Below are 21189 nucleotides of genomic sequence, written 5' to 3' on the forward strand. Positions count from 1 at the left end.
TGTCCAACTGACCCACCGCCATCGCAGGCAAGCCAGCTCCCACATTTTTACGCTGCCCGTTTAAGAACTTTGTCCAACCCCACCACCGCCAACGCAATCCCAACAAACCCCGCCAAAATCCCCCCGGCATTCACAAACACCTGTGGATAACCGAGGCTGTCCACATCGATGAACGGGTACTGATACTGCCCCAGCAAATGCCCGCGCAGCAGCACATAGCCGAAGTACACCAGCGGGTAAATCACCCACCCGCCAATGTGCTTGAAGCGCAACGTGCCCTTGGGCACACACCGCCACCAATAGATCACGAACAGCAGCGGCATCACGTCGTGCAACAACTCGTCGGCGATAAATTGAAAGCCGGTGGGGCTCCACAAATGTCGGAGCAACAGGTTGTAGGCCAGGCTCACGACCACGATGCTCGCGGCAATACCGCTACTGACAGCGGGCGCCAGGAAGAAACGTTTTACCGCCGACTCGCGATTGACCAGCGCATAGCTCAACACCACGACCACCAGGGTGTTGGTCAGCACCGTGAAGAAACTGAAAAAGTTGATCAGCCCGCCCAACAGGCTCGCGCCGGCCTCCCAGCGCGAATAGAAAATCAAGTATTGCTGAATCGCCAGCCCTGTCCAGCCAGCCAGCGCCGCCGTGGCCACATACCGCTTCATGGCCTCAATCCAGCGGGCGTTTGGTACGCATCAGCTTGACGTACAAACCTTCGACTTTCTCCCGCGCCCACGGCGTTTTGCGCAGGAATGTCAGGCTCGACTTGATGCTGGGGTCGCTCTTGAAACAGCGCACATCAATGCGTTCGGCCAGACCGCTCCATTCGTAGTGTTCCACCAGGGTGGTGAGGACGTGCTGCAGGGTCACGCCGTGAAGTGGGTCGTTGCTTGTCGCGGTCATGCCAGGCCTTTTGCAAAAAGAGGAAACACAGCCGCGCACCTTAGCCGACGGGGCGTAGAGGTGGAAGCACTGCATTGAATATAGCCCCTGGAAAAAAGTTCCCCTTTTCAGGCAAAAAAGTGATGTTATATTGTAACGATACTTATCAAAATCGATACCGTTTTAAGCCTTCTCTTTTCTGTGCCTTTTACCAAGGAATGTTTGATGTCCCTCTCTACTCTGTGGCGCTTGACCCCGCTTGCCGCCGCCCTGTTGATCGGCTCCGAAGCCCACGCCCTGGAACTGCAACCCCAAGTCATTACCGGCAACCCCTTGGGCAGCGAACAACTCGCCTCGCCCACCACGGTGCTGGAAGGCGATGACCTGACCCTGCAACAAAAAGGCAGCCTCGGCGAAACCCTGAATAAGCAGCCAGGCGTGTCGTCGTCGTACTTTGGCCCAGGCGCCAGCCGCCCGATCATTCGTGGCCAGGATGGCGACCGCATTCGCATCCTGCGCAACGGCGTGGGTGCACTGGATGCCTCGTCGCTGTCCTATGACCACGCCGTGCCCCTGGACCCAATCAACGTCGACCGCATCGAAATCGTACGTGGCCCGGCAGCCTTGCTCTACGGCGGCAGCGCCATCGGTGGTGTGGTCAACACCTTCGACAACCGTATTCCCACAGAAGCCATCGAAGGCATCCACGGTGCCGGTGAACTGCGCTACGGCGGCGCCGACACCACCCGCAGCAGCGCCGGTAAACTGGAAGCCGGCAACGGCACCTTCGCCTTGCACCTGGACGCGAACGCGCGGGAATTCAACGACCTCAAAATCCCAGGCCAGGCCCGCAGCCGCCATGCCCCGGAGACCGAGGATGGCCCCGGCAAAAATGGTCGACTGGGCAACAGCGACGGGCGTCAGGATGGCGGCGCGGTCGGCGGTTCCTACACCTGGGACGACGGTTATGCCGGGCTGTCCTACAGCAACTATGACAGCAACTACGGTTCACCCGCCGAGCAAGATGTGCGCATCCGCATGAAGCAGGATCACTACGCCTTTGCGTCCGAGATCCGCAACCTGCAAGGCCCGTTTAGCTCGGTGAAACTTGACGCGGGCTACACCGATTACGAGCACCGTGAAATCGAAGGCGGCGAAACCGGCACCATTTTCAAGAACAAGGGCTATGAAGCCCGCGTTGAAGCGCGCCACCAGCCGCTCGGCCCGTTCGAGGGTGTGGTCGGCGCCCAAGTGACGCGCAATGAGTTCTCGGCACTGGGTGAAGAGGCCTTTGTACCGCAGACCGACACCAACGCCGGCGCGCTGTTTATTCTCGAAGAGATGCAGGCCACCGAGCGTCTCAAGCTCAGCCTTGGCGGGCGTGTGGAACACACCAATGTCGACCCGAATGCCAAGGGTAATGCGCGCTTTGCCGGTGCCGATAAATCCAATGACTTTACCGCCGGCAGCCTGTCGTCCGGCGCGGTATACAGCCTCACGCCGGTCTGGTCGCTGGCCGCGACACTGGGCTACACCGAGCGCGCACCGACTTTCTACGAGCTGTACGCCAACGGCGCCCACGTCGCCACCGGCACTTACGAGTTGGGTGACGCCAACCTGAAGAAAGAGAAAGCCGTGTCCAGCGACCTGGCACTGCGCTTTGACAACGGCACGCACAAAGGCAGTTTCGGCGTGTTCTACAGCCGCTTCTCCAACTACATCGGCTTGCTGGGCACAGGGCGCACGCTGAACGATGAAGGCGAAGAAGACGCGGGCGGTATCCCGGAATACAAATATTCCGGTGTGCGCGCACGTTTCGCCGGCTTCGAAGCCCAGGATCACTGGAAGTTGGGCGAAAGCGCCTACGGCAAGTTCGCCCTGGAGCTGTCGGGCGATTACACCCGCGCCACCAACCTGGACACGGGCGAAGCCTTGCCGCGTATTGCGCCTCTGCGCTTGAACAGCGGCTTACTGTGGGAACTGGACCGCTGGCAGGCGCGGATCGACGTGGAACACGCAGCGGGCCAAGGGCGTGTGCCGGATAACGAAAGCGGCACCGACGGCTACACCACCTTGGGCGCCAGCGCCGGTTATCACTTCAATGTGGGTGGCAGCCAGTGGTTGGCGTTCGTCAATGGCGAAAACCTCACCAACCAGACCGTGCGCTATGCCAGTTCGATCCTGCGCGATATCGCCCCGGCGCCTGGGCGCAGCGTACAGTTCGGCGTGCGCACCACCTTCTAAACAGCAGCACAAATCCCCTGTGGCAGCCGGCTTCTGTGGGAGCCGGGCTTGCCCGCGATAGCCATAGGTATCTACACACTTTTTAAGGCTGCCAATTTCTCCTGTGGCGAGCAGGCTTGTCCTGCGTTGGGTTGCGAAGCAGCCCCCAGACCCAGACGCTGAGTTCCTTCAGGAAAGTTACAGTGCCTTTACCGGGGCCGCTTCGCGCCCCAACGCAGGACAAGCCTGCTCGCCACAACTGCTATCGCAGGCGAGCCAGCTCCCACAGACACTAGCCGCTACAAGCATTCTTGCAGCGACGTTCTGTCACTGTTACCAGATCTGAAATGATGCATCTCTCTAATTACGCTTTCTCAAAATGAGAAGGCGCTTTATCCTTGCCGCAACAAACTGAAACGTTTCACGCCTGCGGTCGATCCCATCTTGCCGAATATTCCCTGCCTTAAAGACAGCGCTGTCTTAAACCGACCCGCGCGTGGGGTTCAATCGCCCGCCTGTGGATAACCGACTTATCCCCAGAAAAACCCAATTTAACGCTGAACCAAGCCCGCGCCGAATCGTCATCTACAGTGAAGCACGGGGTTACATAATTCCAACGTCACGGAGAAACACACTATGAGCACTGATGGTGCTTCAAGCCCAAGCCGCCTGCTGCCCAGGCTGCTAGGCGTCTTGCTGCTGATCATGGGGCTGGCCTTGCTGGCTGGCGGCGTCAAGCTGAGCATGCTCGGCGGGTCGCTGTACTACCTGCTGGCCGGTATCGGCATCGCCCTCACCGGCGTGTTGCTGCTGGCCACCCGCCGCGCAGCGCTGGGCCTGTACGCACTGGTGCTGTTCGCCAGTACCGTGTGGGCACTGTGGGAAGTCGGCCTGGACTGGTGGCAATTGGTGCCGCGCCTGGCCCTGCTGTTCGCCTTGGGCATCGTCCTGCTGCTGCCGTGGTTTCGCCGTCCGTTGCTGCGTGGCCAACCTGCGCCGCTGGGCACTGGCGCGCTGAGCGTAGCCGTGGTGCTGGCGGGCGCTGCCGCCCTGGCCAGCCAATTCACCAACCCGGGTGAGATGGTCAAGACCGGCCAACTGGACCGCGACGCCGCGCCTGGCATGGCCAGCACTGCACCGGCCCAGGCTGATGGCGACTGGAATTCCTATGGCCGCTCGGCCTTCGGTGATCGTTACTCGCCTCTGGCGCAGATCACCCCGGAAAACGCCCACAAGCTGGTGCCGGCGTGGACCTATCGCACCGGTGACATCCCTGGCCCAGGCGATCCCGGTGAAACCACCGCAGAAAACACCCCGCTGAAAGTCAACGGCATGCTCTATGTGTGCACGCCGCACAGCCAGGTGATTGCCCTGGACCCGGACACCGGCAAGGAAATCTGGCGTTTCGACCCGAAGATCAGCAGCCAGGGTGCCGCGAACTTCAAAGGTTGGGCGCACATGACCTGCCGTGGCGTGTCGTATCACGATGACGCCGTCTACGCTTCCGCGCAAAGCCCTACCGGCAGCGCCAGCACTGCACCTGTCAGCGCTGTCTGCCCTAAACGCATCTTCGTGCCGACTGCCGACACCCGTCTGATCGCGCTCGACGCCGACACCGGCAAGATGTGCGAAGACTTCGGTGACAAAGGCCAGGTCGACCTGCGTGCCAACATCGGCAGCTTCGCTCCAGGCGGTTACTACTCCACCTCGCCACCGGCCGTGACCAAGAACCTGGTCGTGATCGGCGGTCACGTGACCGACAACGTCTCCACCGACGAGCCTAGCGGCGTGATCCGCGCGTTCGACGTACACACCGGCAAACTGGTGTGGAACTGGGACAGCGGCAACCCGGACGACACCACGCCGTTGGCCGAGGGCAAGACTTACACCCGCAACTCGCCGAACATGTGGTCCATGTTCAGCGTCGATGAAAAACTCGGCATGCTCTACCTGCCGATGGGCAACCAGATGCCTGACCAATACGGCGGCGACCGTACCGAAGACTCGGAAAAATACAGCGCCGGCCTGACCGCTCTGGACATCGACAGCGGCCACGTGAAGTGGACCTTCCAGTTCACTCACCATGACCTGTGGGACATGGACGTGGGCGGCCAGCCTTCGCTGATCGACATCAAGACCGCTGACGGCGTCAAGCCAGCAGTCATGGCCTCGACCAAGCAAGGCAGCATCTACGTGCTGGACCGCAGCAACGGCAAGCCGGTGGTGCCGATCAACGAAATCCCTGTACCGCAAGGCGCAGTGGCCGGTGATCACACCTCGCCGACCCAGCCGAAGTCCGACCTCAACTTCATGCCGCCGCCGTTGAAAGAACGCGACATGTGGGGCGTGACCCCGTTTGACCAGATGCTGTGCCGTATCGATTTCAAATCCATGCGCTACGACGGCCCATTCACCCCGCCATCGCTGCAAGGCTCGATCGTTTACCCGGGTAACTTCGGCGTATTCGACTGGGGCGGTATCTCGGTTGACCCGGTTCGCCAGATCGCTTTCGTGAACCCAAGCTACATGGCGTTCAAATCGAAACTGATCCCGGCGGCCGAAATTGCCAAGCAAGGCCCACGCGTCAGCGAAACCGAAGGTGTGCAGCCGAACAAAGGCGCGCCGTATGGCGTGATCCTCGAAGCACTGCTGTCGCCTTTGGGCCTGCCGTGCCAGGCGCCAGCGTGGGGTTATGTGGCGGCGGTCGATCTGACCAACCACCAGACCATCTGGATGCACAAGAACGGCACCGTGCGCGACAGCTCGCCGGTTCCGATCCCGCTGACCATGGGCGTGCCTAGCCTGGGCGGTACGTTCACCACCGCCGGTGGCGTCGCGTTCCTCAGCGGCACCCTCGACCAGTACCTGCGTGCCTATAACGTGAAAAACGGCAAGCAACTGTGGGAAGGCCGCCTGCCTGCAGGCGCGCAGACCACACCGATGACTTACACCGGCAAGGACGGCAAGCAGTACGTGCTGGTCATGGCCGGCGGTCACGGCTCGCTGGGCACCAAACAGGGTGACTATGTGATGGCGTTCAAACTGCCGGATTAAGCTGAACCGGCGGTAAAACAAAGGCGGCTACCTGATGGGTAGCCGCCTTTTTTATGCCCTGCTGGAAACCATTTTGACCGAGCACGGCTTCAACACTCAGGTCGTCTGCCCAACCGCCATCGCAGGCAAGCCAGCTCCCACAGGAATGCCTGGAGATCACGATTTACAACACCATCCGCTCGCGCCGCATCCACATTTCAAATGCCATGGCATTCAACGGCCGACTGATCAAGTACCCCTGCGCCGTGTCGCACCTCCACTGCCTGAGCAACTTCAGGCTGGGCTCAAACTCCACGCCCTCCGCCACCACCTTGAGTCCCAGGTTGTGGCTCATTTCAATGGTCGAACGCACGATCACACCGTCGCCACTGGCGCTGTCGAGGTTGCGGATAAACGACTGGTCGATCTTCAATTCCTGCACCGGCAAACGCTGCAATTGCGCCAGCGATGAATAGCCTGTGCCGAAGTCATCCACCGACAGGCTGATGCCGCAGCCACGCAGTTGCTCCAGCACACTGAGGGCCTGTTGCGGGTTATGCATGATCGCGCTTTCGGTGATCTCGAAAATCAGTTGGTCGGCCGAGACCTTGTACTGCATCAACAAGGCGGTGACGCGTATGGCCAAGTCATCATCAGCCAAATCATCCACCGAGATATTGACCGAGAGTTGCAGGTGCAACCCCCGTTGCGCCCACTCGGCCATTTGGCGGATGGCTTCCTCGATTGCCCACAAGGTCAGGCTGCCCATGCTGCCGGTGCGCTCGGCCAATGGAATGAATTCGGTGGGCGACACCTGCCCAAGGGTCGGATGCTGCCAGCGCAGCAAGGCTTCTGCCTGACGCACATGGCCGTGCCTGAGGTCGAGCTTGGGCTGGTAACACAGGAACAATTCGCCCTCGACCACCGCCCGGCGCAGGTCGCGGATCAGGGTGATCTGGCGCTGGTGTGCAAGGTCGCGGTCTTGCTGGTAGATCTGCAAATGCCCAGGCAGGCTCGCCGCATCATGCCGGGCAATGGCCGCGCGGCTGATCAACTCTTCGACCTGTTGGCCGTCGGTGGGGTACGCGGCGATGCCGATGCTGACTTCATGGCGCACTTCGTCATTGCCGATACGCTGGGGTTCGGTAAGCAGCCCGTAAAGGCGATCGGCGCGGGCCACGGCGCGGTCGATCTCGGTGTTTTCCAGCAACAGCAGGAACTCACTGCCGGCGATGCGCGCCGCGGTGTCGCTGGCCAACAGGCTCATGGACAAACACCGGCTGGCTTCACGCAGCATTTCTTCGACGCCCTGAGGGCCAAACCCTTCGTTGATCACCCGGTAGTTTTCGATCCCCACGTACAGCAACACAACTGGCCGCCGCGCACTGATCGCACTGCCCAGGCGCTCCATGGCCAAGGCGCGGTTGGGTAAGCCGGTGAGCGGATCATGCAAGGCGTTATGCGCCAGTTGCCGCTCGCGCACAGCGATGCCGCTTTGCATGGCGTTGAAGGCGCGGGCCAGCAAGCCGAATTCGTCATGACTGCGCACCCGCACTGGCGTGCGGTAGTCACCGGCGCCAATGCGTTCAGCGGCCTCCACCAAGGCAGTGAGCGGGCGCGACACACGGCGCGCCAGCAACAACGCCGCCGCCAATGACACCAGCAGCACCGCCAGGGCAATCCCGAGGAACTGCCGGTCCAGCGGCGCAAAGGATTCCAGCGCATGGTCCAGCGGGCTTTGCAGCAACACGCGTACTTGATCGCCATCGCCGGTGTTGGCCAGCGGCAGCACCTGGCTCAGTGCACGTTGCCCGTGAAACACATTGATCTGCGCCTCAGGGTTGGGAGGGCTTTCGCGCATCAGGCTGATGACGGTGTCTTGATAGGCTTCAGGCTGGGTGCTGAACAACTGGCCGACAAGGCCGTCCTGCTCACCAAGGAACGACACTTCAAGGTTGCTCATGGAGCGCAATTCATTGGCGAACAACTTGTCCATGGGGAAACCCATGACCACGCGGGCAATGGGCTCCGGGTCGAGTACTTCATCCTGCACCAGCAAATACGGCTGCCCGTCCATGGCGACGATGAACATTTGCTGGCCACTGCGCCGCGCATGGCGCAAGGCCTGCTCATAAGGAAACACCGCGCCCTGTACCAACACCGGCAAGGTGCTGATCATCACCTTGCCATCCAGGTCGAGGACAAACACCTCGGTGGAGTGGATACCGGTGCCATGCCGGCGCAGCGCAGTCAGGATCGAATCAGCCTTGGCGTCGATCACTGCGTGTTTGAAAGGGCCGTCCGCCGTCAGCCAGTCCAGGCCGTATTGCAGGCGACGCCCGCGCAGGTCCAACAGGCGCTCAAAGACCTGGATGCCGGTACTGAGCTGAACCTGGGCCTGGTTCTCCACGGCACGAGTGGTAGCAGCCTTGACCGCAAAGTAAGTGGCCGCCACCACCACCAGCAACAACAGCGCCAGCACCCCGGCGATACGGGTCTGGAACGTGTGGCGCCACTGCATGGCCGAACCCTGCGGCCGCGTTCGCCTCTCTGTGCCACTGGGTTCCTTGGTCATACGCATCCCTGACGAGGCTGATCTGGCGTCAAAAAAACATCCATTTAAACTGAATATTTGGTTTTAGCAGATTAGCTGGGACTTGGGATAAGTACACCCAATTGGAGCGGGGACTTGAATGTCATTTTATTGGCGGAAAAGGCGTGCGTAGCGTCCGGGACGGCACTCCCACGCGGAGCGTGGGAAATATCCGGCTTAAACACTGCGCGCGCGCATAAAGTCCCCCCAACGGCGCACCAGGTAGTTGTGCTCATCCATCACCGAGTTCCACACCGCGATATGCCCCATGCGTTGCTCGTAGGAACCGCCATCGCGCACGTCACCGATGTCGATCAACGGCAACCCATCGCTGCCCGGCAACTCCTCGCGGGCCGGAAGGCCCGCGTACCAGTAATCCCACTCGGCGCTGCTCAAATGGTCGCGGGTGCGCGCCGGGTTGCCGATGTAGTAACCCTGGCGCGCCATCACCGCGCCCGGCCAGCCGGACAACCACCAATTGAGATAGGCATACGCCGCATCCAACACCGGGCCTTGGGCATGGCGTGACAACGACAAGCCGCCAAACCAGGCGCGATAGCCTTCACGCGGCACCGCCAACCGGTACTTCACCCCCGCACGGTGCAGGCGCATCAAGGTCGGCGACCACAGGCTCTGGATATCGATGCTTGGGCTGAGCATCAACTGCGCGGCTTCTTCATCATCGGACCAGAACGCGGCGAAGTGCCCTTCCTTCTGCTTGCGCACCAGGATGTCGGCCAGCACATCGATCTCTTCGATGCTCATGTTGCCGATGTCCTTGAACTGCGCCAGCCCCGCGCCTTGCACGGCCAGCGCGGCATCCAGCGCGCCAATCGCCGCGTCACTTTGCAACGCGGTACGCGCGCGCCAGGCCGGGTCGAGCAGCCAGCCCCAGCTTTCATTGCCGTGGCTGAAGCCATCGGGCAAACGCTCGGGGCGGTAGGCAAAACTATCGGCGTTGTGGGTCAGCGGCAGCATGCTGATGCGCTCGGTCACCGTGCTGCCGAGGCTGCCGTCGTGCTGCACGAACAGGCGGTCGCTGGCCGACAGCCGGCCGCGCTTGGGCAGGTCATTGATCTCATGCCACAACGCAATACGCCGTGTGTCGATAGGCTGGATCGCCCGCGCCGGCCACACGAAGTCAACGTTGTGAAACCACTGGTCGTACAGGTCGTAACTCTCGGGTTGCATCACCGCAATGCGCTGGGCCTGCGCTACATCGTGTACCTGGTACACCAGGCGAATGCCCAGCTCTTGCTCGGCGCGCGCGCGCAGGCATTCCAGCAAGGTCACGGAAGTGCCGAGGACACGCAATGTGATCATGCCGCGAACCGCCGTGAGAACACGTCAAAGGAGCGCTGCAACAGCGCCGGGTCGAGACCGCGCAGGATAAACACCAGGCGTGACTGGCGGTCGGTGCCTGGCCATGCAGGCAAATGCACCGGAGCATGCAGGCAATGCTGCACGCCATGGATAACAATGGGGGCCGAGCTTGCGTTCACGTTAAGCAGTCCTTTGACGCGAAGGATTCGTTCGCCGTGGCATCTTAACAGCATCGACAACCACACCCCGAAGCCCACCCAATCCAGCGGCTGCTCAAAGGTCAGGCAGCAGACTTGGGCAGCGCCGTGGCTCGCCGTGGTGGTGTGGTGCAGTTGCCAGCGGCTGACTTCAACCGAAGGCTCGGCGCTGCGCAACCCCTCACCGAGCAACAGTTGGTCGCCGCTGTGAACCGCATGGGTATCGAGGATTGGCGTGCCGGCATTCAATGCCCGCAAGTGCGCCCGTAGCGCGGTGCAATCGCCGGCCAGGTCGGTTTTGCTCAGCAGCAAACGATCCGCCGCCGCCACCTGGGCCAGCCATTCCGGGTGCAGGCGCTCTTGCAATTGGGCGTGGCTGGCATCCACCAAGGTGATCACCAGGCCAATATGAAAACGCCCACGCAGTTGCACATCGTTATTCAGGGTGGCGAGGATCGGCGCCGGGTCGGCCAGGCCGGTGGTTTCCAGGATCACGCGCTTGAACGCCGGGATCTCACCGCGCTCACGGCGTTGCAACAGGCCGAGCAGCGCGTCTTTCAACTCGCCGCGAATCGAGCAGCACACACAGCCGCTGGGCAGCAACACGGTGTCTGGCGCGACCTCTTCCACCAACAGATGGTCGATGCCGATATCACCGAATTCATTGATCAAGAGGGCGGTATCACCGAGGCTTTCGCCTTGCAGCAAACGCTTGAGCAAGGTGGTTTTACCGCTGCCGAGAAAGCCGGTGATGACATTAAGGGCGATGCTCATGACGACTCCAGATGATCGAGCAAACGCGGGTCCAGCGGGTCCAGCGGGCGCCCGAGCATGGTCTCCGCCGCCTGCCACAGTTGATCCAGGCCACTGGCCAATGCCTGTTTGCCGGTCGCGCCCAACAACAGGTAGGACGCGCCCTGGAAGTCTTCGACCTTGAGTCGGAACACCGCCAGCACTTGATTGATCGCCGCAATGCGGCGCAGACGCTCACGGCGCCTGGGCAGCTCATCGCCCAAGGGGTCGCTCCAGTGCAAGTCTTCGCCGAGCAAGCCGCAGAGTCCGCACATGCCTACACCTCACTCATGGCATGACATCGCCGGAATTCGGGCCGAGTGTCTGGCCGACAAACAGGTTGCCACCCGGCTCGCTGGCGAGCAGTACGGCGGTCGGCGCCACTTCATCGGCCTGGCCAAAGCGGCCCAGGGGCAACTCGGCGGCTTTGGCGCGCTTCCAGTCTTCGCTGATGCCGCCCACCAACGGCGTCTCGATCGGGCCGGGCGCAATGGCATTGACCAGCACGTTGTCCTTGGCCACTTCCAGCGCCAGGGATTTGGTGAAGCCGATCACCCCAGCCTTGGCCGCGGCGTAGTGGGTCAACTCGGCGCCGCCCTTGATACCCAGTTGCGAGGCCACATTGATGATGCGGCCCCAACGCTGCGCCAGCATGTGCGGCAAGGCGCGCTGACTGGCGACAAATACACTGGTGAGGTCGACGCGCAGCATGTCGTTCCACATCTCGATGGAAAGGTCGACGCAGCGTGCCTGGGTGAGCATGCCGGCATTGTTGACCAGAATATCGATGCCGCCGAAGTGCTCGACGCAGCGGTCGACACTGGCCTGGGCGCCTTCAACGCTGCCGACATCGGCCAGGCACTCGACCACCTCGGCGCCGAGGTTGCGGCAGGTGATCGCGGTTTCAGCGAGGCTGACGGCGTTGCGGTCGGCCAGCAGCAGGCGTGCGCCTTCAGCGGCGTAGGCACGGGCGATGGCGGCACCGATGCCGCTGCCGGCACCGGTGATCACGGCACGACGGTTAACGAGTTGGGACATACAAGTCTCCTTGGACAAACACAGTTCCAATGTGGGAGCGGGCTTGCTCGCGAATACGGTGGGTCAGTAACACATGCATTGACTGACACGGCGCATTCGCGAGCAAGCCCGCTCCCACATTTGGATTGGATGCATTCAGTCGGGCCAGCGCACGGTTAAACCACCGTCGATGACGATGCTTTGGCCAGTCAAATAGCTCGACGCCTCACTGGTCAAAAACTGTACCAGCGACGCTACCTCATCCGCCCGCCCTACCCGGCCCAACGGAATTGCCCGGGCGGCCTTGGCCAAGCCTTCCGGCCCCAAAGAATTCTTCGCATCCAACGACTGCGGCGTCTCGATCAACCCCGGAATCACCGCATTGCAACGAATCCCCAACGCCGCCAACTCCACCGCCAGCGAACGGCACAACCCCGGCACGCCGGCTTTTGCCGCCGCGTAATGGCTGTGTTCCTGCCAGCCATACACACCGCCGGCAATCGATGAAATCGCCACCAGCGCGCCGCCCTCTTTCATATGCCGGCTTGCAGCGCGGAAGGTGCGCATCACCCCCGTGAGGTCGATATTGAGCATCTCGTCCCACAGCTCATCGGTCATCTCCAGCAACGGCGCGCGGCGCAGCAAACCGGCGTTGGCCACGGCGTAATCGAGGCGGCCGAAGTGCTGCACGGCGGCCTCGGCCAGGGCGTTTACCGAGGCACTATTACCCACGTCCAGCGGCAACATCAGGCATTCGCCGCCGGCTTCTTTCACCAGGGCCACGGTGGTATGCGGGTCATGGGGATCGGCCGGGAAATACCCGCCGACCACCGCCACGCCGCTGCGCGCATACGCCACGGCGAGGGCTTGGCCAATGCCGCTGGCGGCACCGGTAATCAAGGCAACTTTACGGCTCATCTAACACTCCTTACTGAACGGTTTCCGGACGCACATGGCGTGCGGCAAACATCAGCGCACCGGACAAGAAGCACGGCAGCGCGCCGAACCACAGCGCGGCGGTCTGCCAGTCACTGCCGGCGGACAACACCTGGGTGGCGCCAAACCCTGCAACCACTGCACCAATCGGGCCCATGGCATGGATGATCGCGCCGCCGGTGGCGCGGATGCTGGTGGGGAAACTCTCACTGATAAAGAACAGTGCCGCCGAGTAAGGCCCGATCAGGAAGAACAAGCCCAGGCTGTACAGCCCGACCACCATCGGCATGTTGCTTGGGCCAAACAGCATCCCGGCAAATGCCAGGCCACCGAGCATCCAGCCCAGGCCGATCACGTTGCGGCGGCCGATCTTGTCGCCCATCCAGCCGTGGGTCAGGTAGCCGCAGTAACCCACCAGGTTCGACAGCACGAGGATGATCAGCGAGTTCTCGAACGAAATATGGTGCACGCTGACGATCACCGAGGTGCCGAGCACGCTGAACACCTGGATGGCCGCCCAGTTGAGCAACAGCGCGGCGCCGATTACCAGCGTGGCGCGCCGGGCCGGGCCACGGAAGGCGGCTTTAAGGCCAGCCTTGCTGTGTTCGTCGTAGTCGACACCGTAAGTCACAGCGACGTTTTGCGCTTCTTTTACCGCGCCGCTTTTACGCAGTTCGCTGATGCGCTGATGGATCTGGAACTGCGGGCTCTCCTTGAGCTTGCGCGCCATGATCGCGATCACGATGGCCGGGATCGCTGCAAAAATGAAACACCCCTGCCAGCCGATGATCGGCAGCAACAGCGCGGTCAACCCGGCAGCGATCAACGCGCCCACCGGCCAACCGCCCTGCACCAGGCTGTAGATAAACCCGCGGCGCTTGGTCAGTCGTGGGTCTTCCGAGGCGCCATACAGCTCGCTCAGGTACGTGGCATTGACGGTTTCCTCGGCATAGCCCAGGCCGCCCAGCGAACGAATCAGAATCAGCGGCGACTTGCCCCACGCACCGCCAATCGCGGTAAGTGCCGAGCACAGCGCGGAACCTGCCACGGTAAAAATAATGCCTTTGCGTCGGCCCAACTTGTCCACTACCGGGCCAATCGCAAAGGCGACCACCGCTGTGCCCACCGCCACCCATGTTGCGATTTCAGCTTGCTCCACTTCACCCCAGCCAAAATGCCGGCCGATCTCCGGCAGCAAGGTGCCGAAGAGGATGAAGTCATACACCGCAAACACCCAGGCGAAAAACGCGATCCAGGTGGCAAAGCGCACCTCTTGCGACGTCAGTTGCCGGGGTTTCCAGCCAGTCAGGTCAAGCTTGTTGTAGATGGACATAAATCGCGCCTCGCAGGGTTGGGGCAAATGCCGACTAGCCAAGGTGGAACCTGAACCACAGGTAACGGATGACTCAGATCAGGTACGCGGTTGGCGGCGGATAAAATCGTCGGCAATTTCGTCAAAAGTGACAAAGCGCACGCCGGCATGGCTCTGGATGTGTTCGATCAGGCGCTCGAGCATCAACAGCACTTGCGGGCGGCCGGACACGTCGGGGTGGATGGTCATGGTGAACACCGCGTGTTCGTGTTCGCGGTAAACCCAGTCGAACTGGTCGCGCCACATCTCTTCCAGGTGGCGCGGGTTGACGAAGCCGTGGCTGTTGGGGGCTTTTTTGATGAACATCATCGGCGGCAGGTCGTCGAGGTACCAGTTGGCCGGGATTTCCACCAGGTCGGTTTCTTCGCCGCGCACCAAAGGTTTCATCCAGGTATCCGGGTGCTGGCTGTAATCGATCTTGGTCCAGCTGTCGCCCTTGCGCACGTAGTACGGATGGAAGTCGTTGTGCATCAGGCTGTGGTCGTACTTGATGCCTTTTTTCAGCAGCAACTCGTTAGTGACCTTGCTGAACTCCCACCAGGGCGCGACATAACCGGTCGGGCGTTTGCCGGTGACCTGGGTAATCAGCTCGATCGACTTATCGAGGACGATTTCTTCCTGCTCGGCGGTCATCGCGATCGGGTTTTCGTGGCTGTAGCCGTGCACGCCGATTTCGTGGCCGGCGTCGGCCACCGCTTTCATCTGCTCGGGGAAGGTTTCCATTGAGTGACCGGGAATAAACCAGGTGGTGCGCAGGCCGTAGCGTTCGAACAGTTTGAGCAGGCGCGGCGCGCCAATTTCACCTGCGAACAAGCCGCGGGAGATGTCGTCCGGCGAGTCTTCACCGCCGTAGGAGCCGAGCCAGCCGGCGACGGCGTCTACGTCGACGCCAAATGCACAGAGAATGTCTTTAGCCATGGTATGTCTCCTTAAAAATTCAGGGTGGTTTCGACCGACAGTGCGGCCCTGAGCAGACGTGCGTCTTCGCCGCTTGGGGCGCTGAGCAGCAGGCCGGTGGGTAAACCCAGGGCATCACGGCCGTTGGGCAGGCTGACGCCAGGCATGTCGAGCAAACTGCCGGGCATGGTCAGGCGCAGGGTGGCGAGGTTGGTTTTGACGAACAGCTCGTCATCGGCTTGCAGCGGTGCAAGGGCCGGGGCGACATGGGCGACCGTCGGGGTAATGAGAACGGCACCGTCGAGTTCATCGACCAGTTGGAGTTGCAAGCGGCGACGCGCGTCGATCAGGTGCAGTAATTGGCTGGCAGGCAATTCACGCGCGGCCTCCAGGCGGCGACGTACACGCGGGTCGAGTTGCTCGGCATCGCTGCTGTCCAACAGGCCTTCGTGCAGGGCGAAGGCTTCGAATGAGCCGAGCCAGCCGTCCTGCTTGATCAGGTTGAGGGTGGCCTGGAAGGTGGCTGACGCGCGCACCTCGATCAGCGCACCGGCAGCCTTGAGCTGGTCCACCGCGCGCAGCAGGTTATTGCGCACGGCGGGCTCGATGTCTTCCAACGTGCCCTGCTCAAGGACGAAGTGCTGGCCCTTGAGGCTACGGGCGACGTGCTGTTGCGTGCGGCCGTTGAGCAGGTCGTCGATGGCCAGCGCATCGCGCACGCTGCGGGTCAGCGGGCCGAGGCTGTCGAGGGTGTGCGCCAGCGGGAATACGCCGTCGCGGCTGTAGCGCCGACAGCTGCTGCGGTAGCCCACCACACCATTGAGCGCTGCGGGGATACGGATCGAGCCGGCGGTGTCGGTGCCCATGGCGATGGGCACTATCCCCGCCGCCACAGCGACCGCCGAGCCCGACGACGAGCCGCCGGGAATGCGCGGTTGATCGCTGCCATTGGGGTTATGGGGCGTGCCGAAATGCGGGTTCAGGCCCAGGCCGGAATACGCCAGTTCACTGAGATTGGTCTTGCCCAGGCTGACCATTCCGGCGCGGCACAACAGCCCGACACTGGGCGCATCGACCAAGGCCGGCGCAGCCTTGCGGCGATAGGCGGCGCCTGCGGTGGTGATGCTGCCGGCCACGTCGAACAAATCTTTCCAGGCCAGTGGCACGCCATCGAATGCGCTCAAAGGCTGCCCGGCACGCCAGCGCGCGGCGGCAGCCTCGGCCTCACGGCGTGCGCGCTCTGCGGTCAGGGAAATAAAGACACTGGGCGCCATGCTCGCGTGGACGAGTGCCTGCTCCAGTGCCTGCACCGGGTCGTTGCGACCGCTGGCGAACGCTTGGGCCATTGAGGTGGCGTCTGACATCAAGATGACCCTCACAAAACGTACATATTAATAAAATGTACGTTTTACAAAGGCAGATTTCGTGCCAGTCTCTTTGGACGTGTTGTGATGTTCCTAAGCCATAACGTCAACACCAGCGGGATAGAAGGTTTTGCAGGCTGCAAAAAATATCGGCGCACGTGCATGGCCTGGCCCGAATTGAAATAATGTATCTTTTATTAATAAATACATTTTGGTGCAAAAAGTAACGTTTCTCTCTTGGCGGCCCCAAAAAAGTGCCACCGCTGTAGCGCAGAGTGACAGGTGCATCTATGAGAGAATCCCCGACCACTTTCCTACACGCCCAAGAGAACACGATGAAAGCAGTGTCCGCCTCGGCCTCCCGTTACGCGATGATTCACCAACTGTTGCGTGATGCGATCGTTAACGGCACTGCGCGCCACGGGCTGGTGTTGCTGGAAGCGCCGCTGGCCGAGCTGTTCGGCACCAGCCGCGTTCCAGTCCGCAAGGCTTTGGACCTGCTGCATGACGAGGGCTTGATCTGCCGTTTCAATGGCCGAGGTTACTTGATCAACCCCAAAGGCCTGGTCATGGAGCCGCTGCGCTTGCCCCTGAGCCATGCGCACCTGGGCCTTGATGGCGAAGCTGAGTTGGTGGATACGCGGCCGCTGGGTGAGCGGATCGTCGAGGAGATCGGCGCGGCGCTGTCCACATGTATCGCTTTTGGCCACTACCGCCTGGACGAGCAAGCCGCCGCTGACCACTACAGCGTCAGCCGCGCAGTGGTGCGTGAAGCGCTGATGCGCCTGCGCGACCGTGGCCTGGTGGAAAAAGAACCCTACTCCCAGTGGCTGGCCGGGCCGTTGACCGCGCGGGAAGTCACCGAAGACTACGAACTACGCGCCTGCCTGGAACCCGAAGCGCTGCGCCAGAGTGCGCCGAACCTGGACCGCGAGATGCTCGAAGCGATGTTGCAGCGCGTGCTGGATGCCCAGCAAAGCCCACACTGCAGCCTGGAAACCATCGAACAGATCGAAGAGGACTTGCACCAACGCTGCCTGGCCGGCCTGCAAAACCGCAAGATCGCCGCGCTGATCCGCCAGGGCCAGAGCCCGATGATCATCAGTCGTATTTTTTACCGTTTACTTGGAATCGGCGCAGATCCCGCCATGCTCGCCGAACATCGCTTGATTCTGGAGTTGTTGCTGCATGGGGCATTTGATGCGGCGGCGCTGAATTTGCGCGAGCATTTGCAGCGGGCGCGGCAGCGGATGTTGCAGCGCCTGAAGGTGCTGTCGGTGTTACCGGAGCAGCCGCTGCCGGCTTACCTGCACAAAATCAGCTGACGCCACTCGGTCTGACATGTGGGAGCTGGCTTGCCTGCGATGGCGGTGTATCAGTCACCCGATGTATCAACTGGCACACCGCTATCGCAGGCAAGCCAGCTCCCACATGGACTCAGCGTCGTTTTAGAAATTTCATGCAATATGTTGCTATCTCACGCCCACCATTGAAACCACCGCTACCCCGCCCCATCTAACCTGCATACTTCCTTATGCAGGTGCCCCATGAGCGACCAGCAAGAATTCCCGGACATCGACCTGAACGATTACGCCGACCCCGAAAACGCTGAGCACGAAACCTCGTCCAACACCGGCCTGGCCCTGCCTGGGCAAAACCTGCCGGACAAGGTCTATATCATCCCGATCCACAACCGGCCGTTCTTCCCGGCGCAGGTATTGCCGGTCATCGTCAACGAAGATCCGTGGGCCGAAACCCTGGAGCTGGTGAGCAAATCCGACCATCACTCGCTTGCGCTGTTTTTCATGGACACACCACCCGAAGACCCGCGCCACTTCGACACCTCCAGCCTGCCGCTGTACGGCACGCTGGTGAAGGTGCACCACGCCAGCCGCGAGAACGGCAAGCTGCAGTTCGTCGCCCAGGGCCTGACCCGCGTGCGCATCAAGACCTGGCTCAAGCACCATCGCCCGCCATACCTGGTGGAAGTCGAATACCCGCACCAGCCCACCCAGCCGACCGACGAGGTCAAGGCCTACGGCATGGCGCTGATCAATGCGATCAAGGAACTGCTGCCACTCAACCCGCTGTACAGCGAAGAGTTGAAGAACTACCTCAACCGCTTCAGCCCCAACGACCCGTCGCCGCTCACCGACTTCGCCGCCGCGTTGACCTCGGCAACCGGTAACGAGCTGCAGGAAGTGCTGGACTGCGTCCCCATGCTCAAGCGCATGGAAAAAGTATTGCCGATGCTGCGCAAGGAAGTTGAAGTCGCGCGCCTGCAGAAGGAAATCTCCGCCGAGGTAAACCGCAAGATCGGTGAGCATCAGCGCGAGTTCTTCCTCAAGGAACAACTCAAGGTCATCCAGCAAGAGCTGGGCTTGACCAAAGATGACCGCAGCGCCGACGTCGAACAGTTCGAGCAACGCCTGGTGGGCAAAGTGCTGCCGGCCCAGGCACAAAAACGCATCGGCGAAGAGATGAACAAGCTGTCGATCCTGGAAACCGGTTCGCCGGAATACGCGGTCACACGCAACTACCTGGACTGGGCCACTTCCGTGCCGTGGGGCGTATATGGCGAGGACAAGCTCGACCTGAAACACGCGCGCAAAGTGCTGGATAAGCACCATGCGGGCCTGGACGACATCAAAAGTCGCATCCTCGAATTCCTCGCGGTCGGTGCTTACAAAGGCGAAGTCGCCGGTTCCATCGTGCTGCTGGTCGGCCCGCCGGGCGTGGGCAAGACCAGTGTGGGTAAATCCATCGCCGAATCCCTGGGCCGGCCGTTCTATCGGTTCAGCGTTGGCGGCATGCGCGACGAGGCCGAGATCAAGGGCCATCGCCGCACCTACATCGGCGCCCTGCCGGGCAAGCTGGTGCAGGCGCTTAAAGATGTGGAAGTGATGAACCCGGTGATCATGCTCGACGAGATCGACAAGATGGGCCAGAGCTTCCAGGGCGACCCGGCGTCTGCGCTGCTGGAAACCCTCGACCCTGAGCAGAACGTCGAATTCCTCGATCACTACCTGGACCTGCGCCTGGACCTGTCCAAAGTGCTGTTCGTGTGTACCGCCAACACCCTGGACTCGATCCCCGGCCCGTTGCTGGACCGTATGGAAGTGATTCGCCTGTCGGGCTATATCACCGAAGAAAAAGTCGCCATCGCCAAGCGTCACCTGTGGCCCAAGCAGCTGGAAAAAGCCGGCGTGGCGAAAACCAGCCTGAGCATCAGCGACGGCGCCCTGCGTGCGTTGATCGACGGTTATGCGCGGGAAGCCGGGGTGCGCCAGTTGGAGAAACAGCTGGGCAAACTGGTGCGCAAGGCCGTGGTCAAGTTGCTGGATGAGCCGAACTCGGTGATCAAGATCGGCAACAAGGACCTGGAAAGCTCATTGGGCATGCCGGTGTTCCGCAACGAGCAAGTGCTGTCGGGCACTGGTGTGATCACTGGCCTGGCCTGGACCAGCATGGGCGGCGCGACCTTGCCGATTGAGGCGACGCGCATCCACACGCTCAATCGCGGCTTCAAACTCACCGGGCAGTTGGGTGAAGTGATGAAAGAGTCCGCCGAGATCGCCTACAGCTACATCAGCTCGAACCTGAAGTCGTTTGGCGGCGATCCGAAGTTCTTCGATGAAGCCTTTGTACACCTGCACGTGCCGGAAGGCGCCACACCCAAAGACGGCCCGAGCGCGGGTGTCACCATGGCCAGTGCGCTGCTGTCGCTGGCACGCAACCAGCCGCCGAAAAAAGGCGTGGCCATGACCGGCGAGCTGACCTTGACCGGGCATGTGCTGCCGATTGGCGGCGTGCGCGAGAAGGTGATTGCGGCGCGCCGCCAGAAGATTCACGAGCTGATCTTGCCGGAGCCGAATCGCGGGAGCTTTGAGGAGTTGCCGGAGTACCTGAAGGAAGGCATGACGGTACACTTTGCCAAGCGCTTTGCGGATGTGGCGAAGGTGCTCTTCTAAATTTCACTCCAACCCTGTGGCGAGGGAGCTTGCTCCCGCTGGACTGCGCAGCAGTCCCAACAAAGCCGGGGCCGCTTCGCGGCCAGCGGGAGCAAGCTCCCTCGCCACAAAGGTTTCTGTCACTGTCTGCTTGTCACACCTTGTCTCATCTTCGGTTATGCTCGCCCTTCGTCGCCACACAACGGAGCCTCCATGACCGCTGCCCGCCTGCTTCTCCCCTTGAGCCTTGCCCTGCTGGCCGGATGCGCCAGTGCCCCCAAGCAAAACGTCACTGTGGACAACCAGAGCGCCTGCCCGCTGCAGCTTAAAACCGGACAAAACCTGATCCTCACCCTGCCGAGCAACCCCACCACCGGCTACCGCTGGGCCATCCAGGATTCCGCGGGCGGTGTGCTGCGTGCCTTGAGCCCGGAGGTCTACAGCAGCGCGGAATCCGGTGTGATCGGCGGTGGTGGCCACTCCACCTGGCGCTTCCAGGCCTTCGCGGCCGGCCAGGGCCGTTTGCGCCTGACATCCCAGCAACCCTGGGAGCCGGAAGCCGAACCGGCCGAAACCTTCGACTGCGCCATTACGGTGAACTGAT

16 protein-coding genes are annotated in these 21189 nt (G+C 61.6%); 5 read left to right on the forward strand and 11 right to left on the reverse strand.

Annotation, left to right across the window (positions count from 1 at the left end; genetic code table 11):
• Positions 1–47 precede the first annotated feature (47 nt).
• Both AB4P96_RS26170 and AB4P96_RS26175 read right to left on the reverse strand, forming a co-directional pair.
• Complete coding sequence (locus tag AB4P96_RS26170) at positions 48–671, reverse strand: Pr6Pr family membrane protein (protein WP_395600277.1); 624 nt, start codon at positions 669–671, stop codon at positions 48–50.
• 4 nt (positions 672–675) lie between these two features.
• Positions 676–909, reverse strand: a complete 234-nt coding sequence (locus tag AB4P96_RS26175; RefSeq protein ID WP_010212838.1) for a VF530 family DNA-binding protein — start codon at positions 907–909, stop codon at positions 676–678.
• A gap of 204 nt (positions 910–1113) precedes the next feature.
• Between AB4P96_RS26175 and AB4P96_RS26180 the strand changes: the two genes are divergently transcribed.
• Positions 1114–3132: a TonB-dependent receptor gene (locus tag AB4P96_RS26180; protein ID WP_099548494.1), complete on the forward strand. Its 2019-nt coding sequence runs from the start codon at positions 1114–1116 to the stop codon at positions 3130–3132.
• 615 nt (positions 3133–3747) lie between these two features.
• On the forward strand, positions 3748–6165 hold the full coding sequence (locus AB4P96_RS26185; protein WP_395600278.1) for a glucose/quinate/shikimate family membrane-bound PQQ-dependent dehydrogenase: 2418 nt from the start codon (positions 3748–3750) through the stop codon (positions 6163–6165).
• 163 nt (positions 6166–6328) lie between these two features.
• Here the strand turns inward: AB4P96_RS26185 and AB4P96_RS26190 are convergent, their stop codons facing one another.
• The 9 genes from AB4P96_RS26190 to AB4P96_RS26230 form a co-directional block, all read right to left on the reverse strand.
• Complete coding sequence (locus AB4P96_RS26190) at positions 6329–8665, reverse strand: bifunctional diguanylate cyclase/phosphodiesterase (RefSeq protein ID WP_169985296.1); 2337 nt, start codon at positions 8663–8665, stop codon at positions 6329–6331.
• Positions 8666–8914: 249 nt separating this feature from the next.
• A complete protein-coding gene (locus AB4P96_RS26195) occupies positions 8915–10060 on the reverse strand; it encodes a PotD/PotF family extracellular solute-binding protein (protein ID WP_395600279.1) in 1146 nt (381 codons plus the stop codon).
• Positions 10057–11031 (reverse strand): GTP-binding protein, encoded by a 975-nt coding sequence (locus AB4P96_RS26200; protein WP_169985294.1) that lies wholly within the window; start codon positions 11029–11031, stop codon positions 10057–10059. The genes AB4P96_RS26195 and AB4P96_RS26200 overlap by 4 nt, the downstream gene beginning before the upstream one ends.
• Complete coding sequence (locus AB4P96_RS26205; protein ID WP_017136312.1) at positions 11028–11324, reverse strand: hypothetical protein; 297 nt, start codon at positions 11322–11324, stop codon at positions 11028–11030. Before AB4P96_RS26205 ends, AB4P96_RS26200 begins: the two co-directional genes overlap by 4 nt.
• 13 nt (positions 11325–11337) lie before the next feature.
• Positions 11338–12087 carry an SDR family NAD(P)-dependent oxidoreductase gene (locus AB4P96_RS26210; RefSeq protein ID WP_176991326.1) on the reverse strand — a complete coding sequence of 250 codons (750 nt, stop codon included), beginning with the start codon at positions 12085–12087 and terminating at the stop codon, positions 11338–11340.
• 135 nt (positions 12088–12222) lie between these two features.
• A complete protein-coding gene (locus AB4P96_RS26215; RefSeq protein ID WP_176991327.1) occupies positions 12223–12984 on the reverse strand; it encodes an SDR family NAD(P)-dependent oxidoreductase in 762 nt (253 codons plus the stop codon).
• 10 nt (positions 12985–12994) lie between these two features.
• Complete coding sequence (locus AB4P96_RS26220; protein WP_069786160.1) at positions 12995–14335, reverse strand: MFS transporter; 1341 nt, start codon at positions 14333–14335, stop codon at positions 12995–12997.
• Between the two features lie 78 nt (positions 14336–14413).
• Positions 14414–15292, reverse strand: a complete 879-nt coding sequence (locus AB4P96_RS26225; RefSeq protein ID WP_003234086.1) for a polysaccharide deacetylase — start codon at positions 15290–15292, stop codon at positions 14414–14416.
• Positions 15293–15303: 11 nt separating this feature from the next.
• Positions 15304–16635, reverse strand: coding sequence for an amidase (locus AB4P96_RS26230; RefSeq protein WP_395600280.1), 1332 nt, complete (start codon positions 16633–16635; stop codon positions 15304–15306).
• 335 nt (positions 16636–16970) lie between these two features.
• Here AB4P96_RS26230 and AB4P96_RS26235 point away from each other — a divergent pair, with 335 nt between their 5' ends.
• From AB4P96_RS26235 to AB4P96_RS26245, 3 genes are all read left to right on the forward strand, one after another.
• Entirely contained in the window at positions 16971–17960 is a 990-nt protein-coding gene (locus AB4P96_RS26235; RefSeq protein ID WP_017136306.1) for a GntR family transcriptional regulator, read from the forward strand.
• Between the two features lie 222 nt (positions 17961–18182).
• Entirely contained in the window at positions 18183–20606 is a 2424-nt protein-coding gene (gene lon / locus AB4P96_RS26240) for an endopeptidase La (protein ID WP_017136305.1), read from the forward strand.
• Positions 20607–20798: 192 nt separating this feature from the next.
• The gene (locus tag AB4P96_RS26245; RefSeq protein ID WP_017136304.1) at positions 20799–21188 is read left to right on the forward strand and encodes a protease inhibitor I42 family protein; all 390 of its coding nucleotides are present in this window, start codon (positions 20799–20801) and stop codon (positions 21186–21188) included.
• Position 21189 lies beyond the last annotated feature (1 nt).

Origin of the sequence: Pseudomonas sp. B19125 (assembly GCF_044218855.1) — a bacterium.
Classification (GTDB): Bacteria; Pseudomonadota; Gammaproteobacteria; order Pseudomonadales; family Pseudomonadaceae; genus Aquipseudomonas; species Aquipseudomonas edaphica.

What these genes read in the sequence shown, in the direction of transcription:
- AB4P96_RS26170 (WP_395600277.1), bottom strand. Translation starts at nt 671, where the DNA reads ATGAAGCGGTATGTGGCCACGGCGGCGCTGGCTGGCTGGACAGGGCTG.
- AB4P96_RS26175 (WP_010212838.1), bottom strand. Translation starts at nt 909, where the DNA reads ATGACCGCGACAAGCAACGACCCACTTCACGGCGTGACCCTGCAGCAC.
- AB4P96_RS26180 (WP_099548494.1), top strand. Translation starts at nt 1,114, where the DNA reads ATGTCCCTCTCTACTCTGTGGCGCTTGACCCCGCTTGCCGCCGCCCTG.
- AB4P96_RS26185 (WP_395600278.1), top strand. Translation starts at nt 3,748, where the DNA reads ATGAGCACTGATGGTGCTTCAAGCCCAAGCCGCCTGCTGCCCAGGCTG.
- AB4P96_RS26190 (WP_169985296.1), bottom strand. Translation starts at nt 8,665, where the DNA reads ATGCAGTGGCGCCACACGTTCCAGACCCGTATCGCCGGGGTGCTGGCG.
- AB4P96_RS26195 (WP_395600279.1), bottom strand. Translation starts at nt 10,060, where the DNA reads ATGATCACATTGCGTGTCCTCGGCACTTCCGTGACCTTGCTGGAATGC.
- AB4P96_RS26200 (WP_169985294.1), bottom strand. Translation starts at nt 11,031, where the DNA reads ATGAGCATCGCCCTTAATGTCATCACCGGCTTTCTCGGCAGCGGTAAA.
- AB4P96_RS26205 (WP_017136312.1), bottom strand. Translation starts at nt 11,324, where the DNA reads ATGTGCGGACTCTGCGGCTTGCTCGGCGAAGACTTGCACTGGAGCGAC.
- AB4P96_RS26210 (WP_176991326.1), bottom strand. Translation starts at nt 12,087, where the DNA reads ATGTCCCAACTCGTTAACCGTCGTGCCGTGATCACCGGTGCCGGCAGC.
- AB4P96_RS26215 (WP_176991327.1), bottom strand. Translation starts at nt 12,984, where the DNA reads ATGAGCCGTAAAGTTGCCTTGATTACCGGTGCCGCCAGCGGCATTGGC.
- AB4P96_RS26220 (WP_069786160.1), bottom strand. Translation starts at nt 14,335, where the DNA reads ATGTCCATCTACAACAAGCTTGACCTGACTGGCTGGAAACCCCGGCAA.
- AB4P96_RS26225 (WP_003234086.1), bottom strand. Translation starts at nt 15,292, where the DNA reads ATGGCTAAAGACATTCTCTGTGCATTTGGCGTCGACGTAGACGCCGTC.
- AB4P96_RS26230 (WP_395600280.1), bottom strand. Translation starts at nt 16,635, where the DNA reads ATGTCAGACGCCACCTCAATGGCCCAAGCGTTCGCCAGCGGTCGCAAC.
- AB4P96_RS26235 (WP_017136306.1), top strand. Translation starts at nt 16,971, where the DNA reads ATGAAAGCAGTGTCCGCCTCGGCCTCCCGTTACGCGATGATTCACCAA.
- lon (WP_017136305.1), top strand. Translation starts at nt 18,183, where the DNA reads ATGAGCGACCAGCAAGAATTCCCGGACATCGACCTGAACGATTACGCC.
- AB4P96_RS26245 (WP_017136304.1), top strand. Translation starts at nt 20,799, where the DNA reads ATGACCGCTGCCCGCCTGCTTCTCCCCTTGAGCCTTGCCCTGCTGGCC.